14 protein-coding genes are annotated in these 16,301 nt (G+C 71.5%); 12 read left to right on the top strand and 2 right to left on the bottom strand.

All coding sequences use genetic code 11. The features are described from left to right. The first annotated feature begins 49 nt into the window (after positions 1-49). From ACNAW0_RS18440 to ACNAW0_RS18405, 8 genes are all read left to right on the top strand, one after another. On the top strand, positions 50-391 hold the full coding sequence (locus ACNAW0_RS18440; RefSeq protein WP_416289139.1) for a hypothetical protein: 342 nt from the start codon (positions 50-52) through the stop codon (positions 389-391). A 275-nt stretch (positions 392-666) separates the two neighbouring features. Further along, positions 667-1,740 carry a BMP family lipoprotein gene (locus ACNAW0_RS18435; protein WP_416289176.1) on the top strand — a complete coding sequence of 358 codons (1,074 nt, stop codon included), beginning with the start codon at positions 667-669 and terminating at the stop codon, positions 1,738-1,740. After that, positions 1,737-3,494: an ABC transporter ATP-binding protein gene (locus ACNAW0_RS18430; protein ID WP_416289137.1), complete on the top strand. Its 1,758-nt coding sequence runs from the start codon at positions 1,737-1,739 to the stop codon at positions 3,492-3,494. Before ACNAW0_RS18435 ends, ACNAW0_RS18430 begins: the two co-directional genes overlap by 4 nt. Next, positions 3,491-4,834, top strand: coding sequence for an ABC transporter permease (locus ACNAW0_RS18425; protein WP_416289136.1), 1,344 nt, complete (start codon positions 3,491-3,493; stop codon positions 4,832-4,834). The genes ACNAW0_RS18430 and ACNAW0_RS18425 overlap by 4 nt, the downstream gene beginning before the upstream one ends. A gap of 3 nt (positions 4,835-4,837) precedes the next feature. Continuing rightward, positions 4,838-6,118, top strand: coding sequence for an ABC transporter permease (locus ACNAW0_RS18420; RefSeq protein WP_416289135.1), 1,281 nt, complete (start codon positions 4,838-4,840; stop codon positions 6,116-6,118). 133 nt (positions 6,119-6,251) lie between these two features. Next, positions 6,252-6,959, top strand: a complete 708-nt coding sequence (locus ACNAW0_RS18415) for a cytidine deaminase (protein WP_416289134.1) — start codon at positions 6,252-6,254, stop codon at positions 6,957-6,959. A 20-nt stretch (positions 6,960-6,979) separates the two neighbouring features. Beyond that, positions 6,980-8,260 (top strand): thymidine phosphorylase, encoded by a 1,281-nt coding sequence (locus ACNAW0_RS18410; RefSeq protein ID WP_416289133.1) that lies wholly within the window; start codon positions 6,980-6,982, stop codon positions 8,258-8,260. A gap of 110 nt (positions 8,261-8,370) precedes the next feature. After that, positions 8,371-9,051, top strand: a complete 681-nt coding sequence (locus tag ACNAW0_RS18405; RefSeq protein ID WP_416289132.1) for a DUF4272 domain-containing protein — start codon at positions 8,371-8,373, stop codon at positions 9,049-9,051. Positions 9,052-9,079: 28 nt separating this feature from the next. On the opposite strand, the gene ACNAW0_RS18400 is transcribed toward ACNAW0_RS18405, so the two are convergent. Continuing rightward, a complete protein-coding gene (locus tag ACNAW0_RS18400; protein WP_416289131.1) occupies positions 9,080-9,994 on the bottom strand; it encodes a putative RNA methyltransferase in 915 nt (304 codons plus the stop codon). Between the two features lie 118 nt (positions 9,995-10,112). On the opposite strand from ACNAW0_RS18400, the gene ACNAW0_RS18395 reads away from it, so the two are divergent. Then, a complete protein-coding gene (locus tag ACNAW0_RS18395) occupies positions 10,113-11,189 on the top strand; it encodes an adenosine deaminase (protein WP_416289130.1) in 1,077 nt (358 codons plus the stop codon). Here the strand turns inward: ACNAW0_RS18395 and ACNAW0_RS18390 are convergent, their stop codons facing one another. Then, positions 11,190-11,798 (bottom strand): uridine kinase family protein, encoded by a 609-nt coding sequence (locus ACNAW0_RS18390; protein WP_416289129.1) that lies wholly within the window; start codon positions 11,796-11,798, stop codon positions 11,190-11,192. 193 nt (positions 11,799-11,991) lie between these two features. Between ACNAW0_RS18390 and ACNAW0_RS18385 the strand changes: the two genes are divergently transcribed. The 3 genes from ACNAW0_RS18385 to ACNAW0_RS18375 all read left to right on the top strand — a co-directional run. Continuing rightward, positions 11,992-15,423, top strand: coding sequence for a nitrate- and nitrite sensing domain-containing protein (locus ACNAW0_RS18385; RefSeq protein ID WP_416289128.1), 3,432 nt, complete (start codon positions 11,992-11,994; stop codon positions 15,421-15,423). After that, a complete protein-coding gene (locus ACNAW0_RS18380; RefSeq protein WP_416289127.1) occupies positions 15,420-15,824 on the top strand; it encodes a roadblock/LC7 domain-containing protein in 405 nt (134 codons plus the stop codon). Before ACNAW0_RS18385 ends, ACNAW0_RS18380 begins: the two co-directional genes overlap by 4 nt. A gap of 100 nt (positions 15,825-15,924) precedes the next feature. Continuing rightward, the coding region (locus ACNAW0_RS18375) for a DUF742 domain-containing protein (protein ID WP_416289175.1) at positions 15,925-16,301 on the top strand (377 nt) is incomplete at its 3' end.

Here is a 16,301-nt window from a genome sequence, read left to right as displayed (position 1 = left end):
TCAGCGGCCGGCTACTACAGGCCGTCGTTGATGAGGGAGGATAGGCGATGTGGAAGCTCTTCGCCTGGTACTCCTCTACGTTCATCTGATCGGGTTCGCGATGCTGCTCGGCGGCTCGATCGCCCAGTACGTCAGCGGCCGGTTGCGGATCAACGCGGCCATGCTCTGGGGCTCGGTGATCGGGCTGCTGACCGGGATCGGTCTGGCCGCGCCGCTGCGCGACGGGCACGAGCCGGCACCGGCAAAACTTGTTACCAAGTTGGTGCTCGCGCTGCTGATCTTCGTCATGGTCTTCTTCTCCCGTAAGCGGGAGTCGGTCAACCGTGGTCACTTCCTCGCCATCATCGGGTTGACCCTGGTCAACGCGGCGGTGGCGGTCTTCTGGCGGTAGCCCCGCGGGCAGCGGAAACGGGGCGGGAAACGGACTTTCAGGACACCCTGTCGGAAGCCTATCGGCCGTAAAAGTGATTTCCCGCACGCCCGGGTTACGTAGGGGTAACGGACGTTCAACAGTCGTGCACGATTGTCGGCCGGTGGGTGGGCGCGGGCGTACGCTCCCGTCCGTAACTGGGACGCCGGCGGCACACCGCAGGCCGGCGCAAGGGCTGCCACCGCGCACGACGCGGTGTGCAATGGGAAGGAGACGTCTTGCGCTCTGTGCGTGGGATGCGGACGGTCGCCTCCGCCTTCGTGGCGGGTGGCCTCGTGCTTGGTGCCGCCGCATGTGGTGAGGCCCCCAAGGACAACAACGCCGGTGCTACCGGCGGCAAGAAGTACACCGCCTGCATGGTGACCGACGTCGGCGGCATCGACGACAAGTCCTTCAACACCTCCGCCTGGAAGGGCCTTGAGGAGGCGAAGAAGGAGAACGACAACATCGTCACCAAGAACGTCCAGTCGAAGGCCGAGGCGGACTACGAGGTCAACCTGACCGGGTTCGTCAACCAGAAGTGCGACTTCATCCTCGCCGTCGGTGGCCTGATGATGGACGCGACCAAGAAGGCCGCTGCGGCGAACCCGAACCAGCAGTTCGGCATCGTGGACGCCAACCCGGGTGTGGACAACGTCTACCCGATGCAGTTCGACACCGCGCAGGCCGCCTTCCAGGCCGGTTACCTGGCCGCGGGCATGACCAAGACCGGCAAGGTCGGCACCTACGGCGGTCTGCCGATCGCGCCGGTGACCATCTTCATGGACGGCTTCGCCGACGGCGTGGCGTACTACAACCAGGCCAAGGGCAAGAACGTCCAGGTCCTCGGCTGGAACAAGGCCACCCAGAAGGGCTCCTTCACCAACGACTTCGTCAAGCAGGACGAGGGCAAGAAGGTCTCTGACACGCTGGTCGCCCAGGGCGCGGACATCATCATGCCGGTCGCCGGTGGCTCCGGCCTCGGCACCACCGCCGCCGCCCAGGCCTCCGGTGGCAAGTACTCGGTCATCTGGGTCGACGTCGACGGCTGCGAGAGCACCCCGAACTGCCCGGCGCTGATGACCACGGTCGTCAAGAACATCCCGGACGCCGTGAAGGACGCCGTGCTCAAGGCCGCCAGCGGCGAGAAGCTTGAGGCCAAGCCGGGCTTCGTCGGCACCCTGGCCAACAACGGCGTGTCGCTCGCCCCGTACCACGAGTTCGACAGCAAGGTCCCGGCGGACCTGAAGGCCGAGCTCGACAAGATCAAGGCGGACATCGCCGCCGGCACCATCAAGGTCACCTCCAAGGCCCAGCCGACCACGGAGTGACCGATCCGCCAGCCGCCGCGGAGATCATCGGCCGCGCGGCCGGCGGGCACCAGGCACGACGACCGGCCGCCTCGACGTACGCGGGCAGAGACCCGCGGCACCGGGGCGGCCGGTCCCCTTACCCACAAGAACCGATCCGGCTCGATGGCCGGCGCGGCAGCAGCTACGCTGCACCATCGCTCGCACTCCCGGAGGTTGCGCTGAGACTCGAACTGCGCGGCATCACCAAGCGGTTCGGTGATCTGGTCGCCAACGACCACATCGATCTGACGGTGGAGCCTGGAGAGATCCACGCCCTGCTCGGCGAGAACGGCGCCGGCAAGTCGACCCTGATGAACGTGCTCTACGGGCTCTACCAGCCGGACGAGGGCGAGATCCTGGTCAACGGAGAGCCGCTGAAGCTGAAGGGCCCGTCGGACGCCATCGCGGCCGGGATCGGCATGGTGCACCAGCACTTCATGCTGGTGCCGGTGTTCACCGTGGCCGAGAACGTCATGCTCGGCGCCGAGCACGTCAAGGGCGGCCTCTCCGGCTTCCTCGACCGCCGGCGCGCCCGGCGCGAGGTCGCCGAGGTCTCCGAGCGGTACAACCTCCGGGTCGACCCCGACGCGGTGATCGAGGACCTGCCGGTCGGCATCCAGCAGCGGGTGGAGATCGTCAAGGCGCTCACCCGCGACGTCGACCTGCTGATCCTCGACGAGCCCACCGCGGTGCTCACCCCGCAGGAGACCGAGGAACTGCTCACGGTCATGCGGTCGCTCAAGGAGGCCGGCAAGTCGATCGTCTTCATCACCCACAAGCTGGGCGAGGTGAAGGCCATCGCGGACCGGATCACGGTGATCCGGCGCGGCAAGACGATCGGCACCGCCTCGCCGAGCGCCAGCCGGGACGAGCTGGCCGCGCTGATGGTGGGCCGCAGCGTCCGGCTGACCGTCGACAAGCAGCCGGCCAACCCCGGCAAGCCGATCCTCGAGGTGGCCGGCCTGGTCGTCGACGACGACCGGCAGATCCGCGCGGTCGACGGCGTCGACCTGACCGTGCACGCCGGTGAGGTGCTCGGCATCGCGGGCGTGCAGGGCAACGGCCAGACCGAGCTGATCGAGGCGATCATGGGCCTGCGGCCCGCGCTCGCCGGCACCGTCACGCTCGCCGGCGAGGGCGTGCACGGCTGGCCGACCAAGAAGGTGCTCCGCGCCGGCGTCGGCTACGTGCCGGAGGACCGCAGCGTCGACGGCCTGGTCAAGGAGTTCTCCGTCGCCGAGAACCTGGTGCTGGACATCTACGACCAGCCGCCCTTCGGCAAGGGCCTGTCACTCAAGCCGGACGCCATCGCGAAGTCGGCGAAGGAGCGGATCGAGCAGTTCGACGTCCGTACCTCCTCGGCGGACGCACCGGTGGGCACCCTCTCCGGTGGTAACCAGCAGAAGGTGATCGTGGCCCGGGAGCTGTCCCGGCCGCTGAAGCTCTTCATCGCCGCGCAGCCCACCCGGGGCGTCGACGTCGGCTCGATCGAGTTCATCCACAGCCGGGTCATCCGCGAGCGGGACATCGGCACCGCCGTCATGGTGGTCTCCAGCGAGCTGGACGAGGTGATCGGCCTGGCCGACCGGATCGCGGTGATGTACCGCGGCCGGATCATCGGCGTGGTCGGCCCGGACACCCCGCGTGAGGAGATCGGCCTGCTGATGGCCGGCATCACCCCGGACACCGCCACGGCGACCCCCGATGGCCCTGGCAACGAGGAAAAGGCATGAGCAACCCGAATTCCATGTCGGGCTCTCCGGACCAGGAGTTGGCGACCGAGACGCAGGAAGAGCGGGCGGTCCCGACCCCGCGCGCCGGCGACCACGAGCGCACGGCGACCGCCACCGCGACCAAGGAGCCCGCCGCCGAGCCCCGCCCCTCGCTGGGCCGGCTGTTCCTGGACAACCTCTGGGCGGCGAACACGGTCACCGTGACCGTGCTGGCCGTACTGCTGGCGATGCTGGTCGGCGCGGTGCTGATCATCATCTCCGACCCGGACGTGCTGTCCACCTACGGCTACATCACCGCCCGGCCGTCGGACGCGCTCAACTCGAGCTGGGCCGTGGTCAGCGAGGCGTACGCGAACCTGTTCAAGGGCGCCATCTTCGACCCGGACGCGACCGGCTTCACCGCCGCGCTGAGCCCGATCTCGGAGACGCTCACCTACACCGCGCCCCTGGTCTTCACCGGCCTGGCGGTGGCGCTCGCCTTCCGCGGCGGTCTGTTCAACATCGGCGCCCAGGGCCAGGCGACCATCGGCGTCATCCTGGCCGCCGTGGCGGGCTTCGCGCTGCCGCTGCCGCCGGGCGTGCACCTGGTCGTCGCGCTGATCGCCGGCGCGGCCGGCGGTGCCATCTGGGGCTTCATCCCGGGCATCCTCAAGGCGCGGACCGGTGCCCACGAGGTGATCAACACGATCATGCTCAACTACGTCGCGGTCTACTTCCTGTCCTGGATCATCATCCAGGAATGGGTGCAGAACCCGAGGCGCTCCGACGCGATCAGCAAGCCGGTCGAGGCCTCCGCCCAGCTGCCCCGGCTGCTCGGCGACAACCTGCGGGTGCACGCCGGCATCCTGCTCGCGGTGCTGGCCACCTGGTTCGTGGCCTGGCTGCTCAACCGCTCGACGCTCGGCTTCGAGCTGCGCGCGGTCGGCGCCAACCCGGACGCCGCGCGCACCGCGGGCATCAGCGTCACGAAGACGTACGTGCTGGTCATGGTGATCGCCGGCGTGCTGTCCGGCCTCGGTGGCTCGAACATGGTGCTCGGCTCGACCGCGGACGCGCTCACCCCGCAGGTGGTCGCGCAGATCGGCTTCGACGGCATCCTGGTCGCGCTGCTCGGCCGGGTGAAGCCGTGGGGCGTGCTGATGGCCGCGCTGCTCTTCGGCGCGCTGCAGGCCGGCGGCAACCGGATGCAGTCGTACTCAGGGATCTCCCTGGAGCTGGTCACCGTGCTCCAGGCGCTCATCGTCATCTTCATCGCCGCGCCGGCCCTGGTGAAGGCGATCTTCCAGCTTCGGGCGGCCCGCGCGGCCCGGCTGCAGACGAGCCTCGCGAAGGGCTGGTGAGGCATGTCCACCATGACTGTTCCCGAGGTCGCCGTCACCACGGTCGACGAGGGTTTCTGGACGCGTACCCGCAAGATCGGACTGGTCCTGCTCGCGCTCGGCGCGCTCGCGGCGGTGCTCTTCGGGGCGCTCGCCACCGGCCAGGAGGCCCGGTTCACGCTCAGCGAGACCGAGGGTGGTGCCGCCCTGGCGATCCAGGGCACGACCGGTGCGATCCTGTTCGGGATCATCGCCGCCGCGGCCGGCGCAGCCCTGCTCGCCGGGGTGCCGAAGCGCTGGTTCACCCTGGTGCTCGGCGTCGGGCTGGTCGCCTTCGTGGTGAGCTTCCTCTGTTGGCAGGTCTCCGCCGCACCCGACGGTCGCAACTTCATGCCGCTGGTCAACGTCGTCCGAGGCACCTTCCTGCTGGCCCTGCCGCTGATCTTCGGCGCGCTGGCCGGCGTGCTCTGCGAGCGGTCCGGCGTCGTCAACGTGGCGATCGAGGGCCAACTGCTGATGGGGGCGTTCTCCGGCGCGCTGTTCGGCAGCATCTCCGGCAACGTCTGGGTGGGACTGGTCGCCGCCGCGATCGGCGGTGCGTTCATCTCGCTCCTGCTCGCCGTGTTCGCCATCCGCTACCTGGTTGACCAGGTGGTCATGGGCATCGTGCTCAACCTGCTGGCGGTCGGCGTCACCGGCTTCCTCTACGAGCGGCTGATGCAGACGGACGCGACGAAGTACAACAGCGCCCCCCGGTTCAGCAACTGGGAGATCCCGCTGCTCAAGGACATCCCGCTGATCGGTCCGGCGCTGTTCCGGGGCAACATCTTCCTCTACCTCGGGCTGCTGCTGGTGCTGGTGATCCACATCGCGCTGTTCCGTACCCGGTGGGGGCTGCGGACCCGCTCGGTCGGGGAGCACCCCACCGCCGCGGACACCCTGGGCGTGAAGGTGCTGCGGCTGCGCTACCGCAACGTGATCATGGCGGGGCTGGTGGCCGGCGTGGGCGGTGCCTCGTACACCCTGGCGCTGTACTCGTTCACCAAGAACATGATCGGCGGTAAGGGCTTCATCGCCCTCGCCGCGCTGATCTTCGGCCGGTGGAGCCCCACCGGGGCGCTGCTCGCGGCGCTCTTCTTCGGCTTCGCCGACCAGCTCGCCACGTACCTGGGCGCGATCGGCAGCAGCATCCCCAGCCAGTTCCTGGCGATGCTGCCGTACCTGGCGACGATCCTGGCCGTGGCCGGGCTGGTCGGCAGGGTCCGGGCCCCGGCGGCCGACGGCAAGCCGTACGTCAAGGGCTGACCGTTCCGCGACGCAGCGTGCCCGGCGGGGCGCCCCGCCGGGCACGCCCGTCTCCGGGCTCGGGTGGCCGCGACCACCGTGCGCGCCCCGCGCCGGGCCTGACCAGCGGGATTTGGGCAGAATGGGAGATGTGATGGAGATCGACTGGGAGCGGCTGCGGGCCGCCGCCACCGAGGTGATGCGGCACGCGTACGTGCCGTACTCGAAGTTCCCGGTCGGGGCGGCAGCCCTGGTCGACGACGGCCGGGTGGTGGTCGGCTGCAACGTGGAGAACGCCGCGTACGGCGTGGTCCTCTGCGCCGAGTGCGGGGTGGTCTCCTCGCTGCACGCCACCGGCGGTGGCCGGATCGTCGCCCTCTCCTGCGTCGACGCCACCGGTGAGCCGCTGATGCCCTGCGGCCGGTGCCGCCAGCTGCTGTGGGAGCAGGGCGGCCCGGAGTGCCTGATCGAGGCCAGCGGCGGCCCGCTGCGGATGGCCGAGCTGCTGCCGCACGCCTTCGACGTGGCCGACCTCGACGCGGTGATCGGCGAGCACCCGGTGCCGGTGGTGCCGGACCGGCTCGCCGCCTGGCGGGGGCGGGGCACCGTCTTCGTGCACCCGGACCTCTCCGCCGGGCAGCAGGTCTGGACGGCGTACTGGGAGCGGTCGGCCGGGGACACCGAGGGCGCCGAGACCGGCGTGCTGGAGGAGGGCCCGACCTGGGACGACCCGGCCGAGGCGATCACCTGGGGGCTGGCCCGGACGCCGCGCGTCGTCGTGGTGGACGCGTCGGGCACGATCTTCTGGGCCGGCGAGGGCGAGCCGCCTCTGGAAATCCCGGTTCGCTGGGCCGGCGCTTGAGTTTGGAGAAGGAACAACTGATGAGTGCTTTTACGGCGGTTGATGTCATCCGGGCCAAGCGGGACGGGGGTGTGCTGAGCGACGGGCAGATCGACTGGGTCGTCGACGCGTACACCAAGGGGCTGGTGGCCGACGAGCAGATGTCGGCGCTGGCCATGGCGATCCTGCTGCGTGGCATGACCGGGCCGGAGATCGCCCGGTGGACCGCCGCGATGATCGCCAGTGGCGAGCGGTTGGACCTCTCGCCGGTGACCCGGCCGACCGCGGACAAGCACTCCACCGGCGGCGTCGGCGACAAGATCACCCTGCCACTCACCCCGCTCGTCGCCGCCTGCGGTGCGGCGGTGCCGCAGCTGAGCGGCCGGGGACTCGGCCACACCGGCGGCACGCTGGACAAGCTGGAGTCGATCCCCGGCTGGCGGGCCGCGCTGACCAACGCGGAGTTCATCACCCAGCTCCGCGACGTCGGCGCCGTGATCTGCGCGGCCGGCGACGGGCTGGCCCCGGCCGACCGCAAGCTGTACGCGCTGCGCGACGTCACCGCCACGGTGGAGGCGATCCCGCTGATCGCCAGCTCGATCATGAGCAAGAAGATCGCCGAGGGGACCGGCGCGCTGGTGCTCGACGTGAAGGTGGGCTCGGGCGCGTTCATGAAGACCGCCGACGACGCCCGCGAGCTGGCCCGGACCATGGTCGAGCTGGGCAAGGCGCACGGGGTGCGGACGGTCGCCCTGCTCACCGACATGTCCACCCCGCTCGGCCTGGCGATCGGCAACGCCGTCGAGGTGACCGAGTCGGTCGAGGTGCTCGCCGCCGGCGGTCCGGCCGACGTGGTGGAGCTGACCCTGGCGCTGGCCCGGGAGATGCTCGACGCGGCCGGCCTGCCGGACGCCGACCCGGAGGCGGCGCTGCGCGACGGCCGGGCGATGGACGCCTGGCGGACGATGATCCGGGCGCAGGGCGGCGACCCGGACGCGCCGATGCCGACGGCCGACGAGGTCGAGGTGGTTCGCGCCGACGAGGACGGCTACGTCGCCGGGATCGACGCGTACGCCATGGGGGTGGCCGCCTGGCGGCTCGGTGCCGGCCGGGCGCGCAAGGAGGACCCGGTGAGCATTCCGGCCGGCGTGGTGCTGCACAAGCGCCCCGGCGATCCGGTACGCGCCGGCGAGCCCCTGTACGAACTGCGCGCCGAGCACGCGGAGCGGATCCCGGCCGCGCTGGCCGAGGCGCAGCGGGCGGTCCGGATCGCGCCGGCCGCGCCGGCCGCGGCGCCGCTGGTGATCGACCGGATCGGCTGATCGGTCGGTCGCCGCTTGGGCCGTGGTGCGGGCACCGTCCAGTCGCTATCCTGCCTGGCCAGGGGATTTGATCGGCGATGAGCCGATGCGAGCAGACAGGGAACTGAGCAGTGCGTGTACCCGCCCCCGATCCGCGGGCCGTCCGTGAGGCGAGCCTCGACGAGCTGTCCCGGCTGGGCCTTCCACAGCCGCCGCCGCAGTTCCCGCTGGTGTGGGAGCCGGGGGACGAGCTCGAGCTGCGTCCCACCGCCGAGATCGAGGCGCGGATCGCGGTGCTGCACGTGATCCTGGCCCGTTGCTTCGGGATGCCCGCGCAGGCGGCGATGGGCTGGCTGCAGGATTCGCACCTGGTCGACACGGTGACCCCGCCGGAGTGGCAGTTCGTCGTGGGCGGCAAGGGCGACCACCGCTCGTTCGTGCTGCACCACGACGCGCTCTTCTCGCTGGCCTGGGTACTGGGGCTGGCCAAGGAACTGGACCCGACGGTGCCGGTCGACCCGCGGCTGGTCGAGCGGATGCCGAACCTCGTCGGCGGGGAGACCTTTCCGCAGTGGCGGGCCCGGATCCTGGCCGCGCCGCAGCATCCGGCCGACACGGCCGCCCTGCTCGACCTGCACTACTGCCTGGACTGGGCCTATCTGGAGTCGGAGCACACCGGCCGGGCGCTGCCCGGGCTGGTGGACGCCAACGCGATCGGGCAGCGCCGGTGGGCGCTGGAGTGGGCGGTGGTGCTGCGCGGGCCGTACCACGACGAGCCGCCGGGCTGGGAAGAGGTCGACCTCTCCACCTGAGAGGGTCGCCGCCGGCGTCCGGGGCGCGTCACCGCGGCCGGTGTACGCCGAGCCGGACGGCGAGGGTCACCGACACCGGCTCGGGCAGCGCGGCGATCCGCTCGGCGAGCCGGGCCGGGTCGGTGTGCCAGGCGCTCGGCCCCATCCCGACCAGGGTGGCCACCTCGGCGCGGCGCAGGGCCAGCCGGGCCCGGTGCTCGGTGGCCGACTCCTCCGTGAAGTGCGCGCCCAGGCTGCCGGCGACCCGGTCCGCCTTGGCCGGATCCACCCTTAGCAGGTCGAGCGCGTCGATCAGCTCGGCGAGGTGGTCCGCGGCCGGGGTGACCACCAGCAACGCGCCGGTCGGGTCGAGCACCCGGTGGAACTCCGGCCCGTTGCGCGGCGCGAAGACGTTCAGCAGCAGGGCGGCGGAGCGGTCGGCCAGCGGCAGCCGCTGCCAGGTGTCGGCGAGCGCCGCCGCCGCGCGCGGGTGCGCCCGGGCCGCCCGGCGCAGCGCCGGCTTGGCCACGTCCAGGGCCAGGCCGACGGCGTCCGGCAGCGCCGCCAGCACCGCCGCGAGGTACCAGCCGGTCCCGGCCCCGGCGTCCACCACCAGGGGGTACGCAGCCGCTGCCCTCCCCTGCGTCGCGTCCGTGGCCGCCGGGCGGGCGGGGTGTGCGGTGCCGCGTACCCGGTCGACCACCTCGGTGGCGGTGGCGGTGAGCGCGCCGGCGACGGTGTCGTAGTGGCCGGCGGCGAGGAAGTCGGCGCGGGCGGCGACCATCTCGGCGCTGTCCCCGGTGTGCGGGGCGCGGCCGGCGAGCAGGTTGACGTAGCCCTGGCGGGCGATGTCGAAGCTGTGCCGGCGCGGGCAGCGCAGCGCGCGGGCGGTGCCGGCGGTGGTCTCGGCCAGCGGCTCGGCGCAGACCGGGCAGCGCAGCCGGTCGAGGATCCGGGCGTCCACGTCAGACCTCCGGCGGCCCTACGGTCGATGGCATGGCCATCAGTTTGCCGGCTCGGGTGGTCCGACCCCTGCTCGGGGCCGGTCCCGTGTCGGGGTCGCCGGTGGATAGTGTCTGAGCATGGTCGCAATCCGGTACGAGGACATCGTCAAGGTCCCGAAGGCGCTGCTGCACGATCACCTCGACGGGGGTCTGCGGCCTGCGACGATCGTCGAGCTGGCCGCCGAGGTCGGCCACGAGCTGCCCGCCACCGACCCGGAGTCGCTCGGCCGCTGGTTCGTCGAGTCGGCGAACTCGGGCTCGCTGGAGCGCTACCTGGAGACGTTCGCGCACACCGTGGCGGTCATGCAGACCGCACCCGCGCTGCGCCGGGTCGCCCGCGAGTGCGCCCTCGACCTGGCCGCCGACGGCGTGGTCTACGCGGAGGTCCGGTTCGCCCCCGAGCAGCACCTGGAGCAGAATCTGACCCTCGACGAGGTGGTCGAGTCCGTGGTGGCCGGCTTCGCGGAGGGCAGCGCCCTGGCCGCCGAGGCGGGCACCCCGATCCGGGTCGGCACGCTGCTCACCGCGATGCGGCACGCGGCCCGCTCGCAGGAGATCGCCGAGCTGGCCGTCCGGCACCGGGACACCGGGGTGGTCGGCTTCGACATCGCCGGCGCCGAGGCGGGCTTCCCGCCGACCCGGCACCTGGACGCCTTCGAGTACCTCCAGCGGGAGAATTTCCACTTCACCATCCATGCCGGCGAGGCGTTCGGGTTGCCGTCGATCTGGCAGGCCATCCAGTGGTGCGGCGCGGACCGGCTCGGCCACGGCGTGCGGATCGTCGACGACATCACCCCGGGTCCGCCGCCGGTGCTGGGCCGGCTGGCCGCGTACGTCCGGGACAAGCGGATCCCGCTGGAGCTGTGCCCGTCGTCGAACGTGCAGACCGGGGCGGCGCCGTCGATCGCCGAGCACCCCATCGGGCTGCTGCGCGATCTGCGCTTCCGGGTGACCGTCAACACCGACAACCGGCTGATGAGCGGCACCTCGATGTCGCGGGAGATGGCGCTGCTGGTGGAGGCCTTCGGCTACGGCTGGAAGGAACTCCAGTGGTTCACCATCAACGCGATGAAGAGCGCGTTCATCCCGTTCGACGAACGACTGAAGATCATCGACGAGGTGATCAAGCCGGCGTACGCCAAGCTGATCGGCTGATCACGGGTGCGCGTGCGGGTGGCCGGCGAGCAGGCCGGCCACCCGGCGCAGCACCTCCCGGGCCCGCGCCGCCTCTGCGCCGAGCCCGGTCTGCCGGCGCAGCACTGCCGGCTCGGTGCGCAGCAGCGTGATCCCGCGCCGGATCAGCACCCGGGGCGCCTTGCGCTGCTCGGACAGGTCGCGGGCGAGCCGGCGGACGAAGGTCGCCCCGCGCGGCCGGCGCAACGCGTACGCCCCGGCGAGCAGGCCGCGGCGGCGGCACTCCTCGACGATCTCGGCGGCAAAGATCCCTTCGGCGACGAACAGTGGCGATCCGGCGACGTCGAATGGCCGGGTCGTCACCTTCCGGTCCGCGCCGATCGCATAAACCGGCACTTCGGCCTTGCCGTCCTGGGCCAGTCGGGCAATGGTGTCCACCGCCGCGCCCGCATCCCAGGACGACGGCGACTCCCAGTCCACCTGTCCGTTCGGGCGCGGCAACGTAGGGTCGTCGCCGTCCTTGTAGAAGTCGTCCAAGCAGAGCACGGGAAGTCCGGTTCGCTGCGCGATGTACGACTTTCCTGAGCCGGAGGGGCCGGCGAGGAGGACGACGCGGTGAGGGTATTCCATTACTGTGAGTAACTCCGGCCAGACGGATTGCTATCAAATTGCATCAACATCTCATCACACCTCCGGCGAGGGACAACCTGGGCTTTCTCTTTGGGGAGCGGCGTGATGGAATCTCGGAGGTCCGACCCGCCGGGTCGGTCGCTCGGCGTTGCCCACGGGTGACGTTCGGACGCGGTAATGCGAGGGCGGTGACGTGAGCAAACGACCAAAGACGGCGGGCTCCTTCCTGTCGCGTCTACGCCGGCCGGCGAGCCGGCTCCGCGACATGCCGATCTGGTCCAAGCTCGGTCTGATCATGATCGTGCCGACTATCGCCACGATCCTGGTGGGCACCAACAGCCTGGTCGGCCACCTGGGCACGCTCAATGCTGCCAACCGGGCCGGTGACCTGGCCAACCTGATCGGCTACTCGGGTGACCTGGTCGACACCCTGCAGGACGAGCGGGTCTCCGCCGTGCTCTTCCTCGGCTCGAACCAGGTTCAGACCAGGGCCCAGTACCAGGAGGCCTACAACCGGGCCAACTCCCGGGTCGACCAACGCAAGGGGCCCTACTCCCGGCAGCGGGGCGCGATCGACAACCTGCCGAAGACCTTCGAGGCACTGCTCGTCCGGATCGACGGGAGCCTCGCCGACCTTCCGGCCACCCGCAGCCAGGTCTACAACGGCAAGCTGACCATCGACGCCGCGGAGAAGTCGTACGAGGTCCTGATCAACGACCTGCTCGCGATCCGTGACTCGGCCACCCAGTTGGCCGGTGACAACGACCTGAGCGACCACATGCGCGCCGCCGCCGCGGTCGCCCGGCAGCGGGAATACCTGTCCCAGCGCCGGGTGGTCGTCCACCAGGCCCTGGTGAACAAGAGCCTCCCCCCGATGCTGCGGGAGCAGTTCATCGCCAGCGGCACCGGTCAGGCGCAGGCGTTGCAGAACTTCAGGGCGGTCGCCACCCAGGACGATTCCGAGTTCTACGACCAGACCGTCTCCGGGTCCGACCTGCGCGAGGCGACCAAGTACATTTCCCTCGTCAACGACAGCCACAGCCGCGACGACAAACTGGTCGTGCCGTTCGGGCCGGACCAGTGGGACGCCGCCATGGTGGCCAACGGCCGGCTGATCCGGACGGTCGAGGTGAAGCTCGACGACAACGTGGTCCGGCAGGCCGAGCAGCTCCGCTCGGACACGCAGCGCCAGGTGCTCCTGGAGACCGGCCTGCTGCTCGTCATGCTGGTGCTGGCCATCGTCTTCGCGTACCTGGTCGCCCGCTCGATGGCGCGATCGCTGCGCGAGCTGCGGCAGGGCGCCCTGTCGGTGGCCCAGTACGGCCTCCCGCATGCGGTGGCCCGCCTGCGGGACCCGCAGGTCACCGGCCAGCTCTCCCCGGTGCAGCTGGCCAACCAGATCGCCGAGCCGCTGCCGGTCCGAAGCAAGGACGAGTTCGGCCAGGTGACCGAGGCGTTCAACGCCGTCCACCTGGAGGCCGTCCGGACCGCCGCCGAGCAGGCCGCCCTCCGGGCGTCCGTCGCGACGATGTTCGTCAACCTGGCCCGCCGGTCCCAGATCCTGGTCGACCGGTTGATCGGCCACCTCGACCGGCTGGAGCGCGGCGAGGAGGACCCGGACCGGCTGGCCGAGCTGTTCCAGCTCGACCACCTGGCCACCCGGATGCGCCGCAACGACGAGAACCTGCTGGTCCTCGCCGGCGCGGACTCCACCCGCGTGCAGCGCGAGCCGGCCGCCCTCATCGACGTGCTCCGCGCCGCCCAGTCCGAGGTCGAGCACTACACGCGGATCGAGTTCGGCGTGATCGACCGGGACATCGAGGTCGCATCGCACGCGGTCAACGACATGGTGCACCTGGTCGCCGAGCTGTTCGACAACGCCACGGCCTTCTCCCCGCCCGACTCGCACGTCATGGTGGAGGCTCGGCGGGTGGGCGACCGCGCCTCGCTCTACGTCGAGGACCGGGGCATCGGCATCGGCCCCGAGCAGTTGCAGGAGCTGAACGAGCGACTCGCCACTCCGCCGCAGGTGGACGTCGCGGTATCCCGGATGATGGGCCTGGTCGTGGTGGCACGACTGGCGTCCCGGCACGGCGTCAAGGTCGAGCTCCGGCCCGGTGCCGACCGGGGCATGGTCGCGGACGTCACCCTGCCCACCACGGTCCTGGTGCCGCGTGCCCTCTCCGGCCGGGGCCAGCCGGCGCTCCCGGCCGGCCCGCAGCCGAGCGGTCCGCAGCAGGGCGCTCCGGCCCCCGCGTTCGGTGCCCTGGCCGCCTTCGGCAGCGGGCCGAGCACCCCGCCGGCCCCGCGCCCCGGCGCATCCGGCAACCAGGTGACGCTCGGCGGCCGGCCCTTCGATCCGGCGCCGCCCAACGGCTCCGGCGCCCCGGCCATGCCCGGCGGGACTCGGTCGATGCCGGCATGGTCCGACCTCACCGGTGCCACCGGGCTCGCCGGCGGCGAGGCCTTCACCCCGCGGACCCCCAACGGCCAGCCGGTCGATCCGCTGCCGCACCGGCGCAGCCCGGCCGAGGGCGACCCGACCCACACCGGTCAGCAGCCGCCCATCCCGCGGCAGTTGCCGAGCAGCCCCGAGGCATGGCCGTACAGCCCGCCGCCAGCGTCCGCCCCGCCGCTGCCGCCGGTCTCCGGGCCGCCGCTGCCGCCGATCTCCGGCGTGCCCGTCTCGGCCTCGCCGGTCTCGGGCCAGCCGGTCTCCGTGCCGCCGATCAGCCAGGTGTCGCCGCGTCCGGCCCCGCCGACCCCCACGCCGACCGTCGGCGCGCCGCCGGCCTGGCCGCCGGTCGCCGCGTCCGACCCGGCCGCTGCCCCGCCGGTGCCGGAGCGACTCGCCGCCGGCCTCGACATGACCACCGAGCTACCCCAGGTCCCCCGTCCGCAGATGCCGCCGGCCGTCAGCCGGCCGGTACCCCGGCCGGCGCCCGCGCAGCAGGCGGCCAACCGCCAGCGGTACGCGGACGAGACGATGGAGCTGCCGATCTTCCGCGAGCTCGAGTCGGCCTGGTTCCGCACCCGGCGGCCGGGGCCGGAGGAGACGGCCGGAGCGGCGGCCACGGCGGCGAACAGTGCGCCGACCCAGCAGTTCGCCAAGGTCGACGTCGCTGGCCGGGCCGTCCAGCAGAGAACACCCGGGACGACAGGTAACACGCCGATGGCAAACACTCCAACGGCCGACGGAGCGCCGCACGACAACGGACCGGCCACCGGGGGCGCCCGCCCCGGTTTCGCCGAGGCACTGCCGAGTCGGCAGGTGCCGCAGCAGTCCCCGGGCTGGCAGACCGCAGCCGACGACGGCTGGCGGGCCGCCTCGGCGGCCACCGAGGTGCCGGTTGCCGAGACCACCCAGAAGGGTCTGCCCAAGCGGGTACCGATGGCGCAGCTCGTCCCAGGTGGCGTCGAGAAGCCGAGTACGTCGGTGCAGCGCCGGACGCCGGAAGGCGTACGGGGTCTGCTCTCGGCCTACCATCGGGGAGTGCAGCGGGGCCGTGACCTCCCGTCCGACAGCAACCCGGCCGGCCCGGAGGACACTCCGGGTGGGCCGCAGTCCTCGCAGTCTGGCTCGGGCCCGGTGACCGGGAGCGGGCAGAAGGAGCAACAAGGATGACTACTACGCAGGATCTCGGATGGCTGCTAGCCAACTTCGCCGACCGGGTACCCGGTGTGGCGCACGCGGTCGCGGTCTCCGCCGACGGCCTGCTCCTCGCTTCGTCCCGTGACCTTCCGCGGGACCGCGCGGACCAGCTCGCGGCAATCGCGTCCGGCCTGGTCAGCCTGACCCAGGGCGCGGCCCGTTGCTTCGAGGGCGGGGCGGTGCTGCAGACCGTGGTCGAGATGGACAACGGTTTCCTTTTCCTGATGTCCATTTCGGACGGTTCGTCGTTCGCGGTCCTCGCCGCGCGCAGCTGCGATGTCGGCCAGGTCGGTTACGAGATGGCGTTGCTCGTCGACCGGGTGGGCGACGCCCTGACGCCGCAGCCGCGTACGACTGCCGGGATGATGGGCTGATCGACGCGCTGACCGGTGGGTCAGGAGCGGCAACAACTAAGACAACGATGGGTGTCACCGGGAAGAGCCGGTACCGGGTACGAAGGAGGTGAGCGGCGACATGGTCGATCGTGACGAGCCGACTGGCGCGTTGGTCCGGCCATACGCCGTGACCCGCGGTCGTACCCGCCCCCGGCTCGAGATCGCCCTGGAGGCGCTCGTCGAGACGACGGTGCGCGGCCGGGCCATTGCCAGTGGCAATGGCGGCCAGAGCCGCGAGCACCAGTACATCGCCGCGCTGTGTGACGGACGTGTGCAGTCGCTCGCCGAGATCGCGGCGCGGATGCAGCTGCCGCTCGGCGTGGCCCGGGTGCTCATCGCCGACATGGCGACGGACGGCCTGGTCGCGGTCCACGAGCCAACCATTTTGGACGACTCCGACGACGCGGTGGGCACTGAACTGCTGGAGAGGGTGCTGAGTGGACTTCGCAGGCTCTG

It is taken from the genome of Micromonospora sp. SL1-18 (genome assembly GCF_047921505.1).
Classification (GTDB): domain Bacteria; phylum Actinomycetota; class Actinomycetes; order Mycobacteriales; family Micromonosporaceae; genus Micromonospora.
The sequence above is the reverse complement of the archived record's forward strand: the minus strand, read 5'-3'. Positions and strand labels throughout refer to the sequence as shown.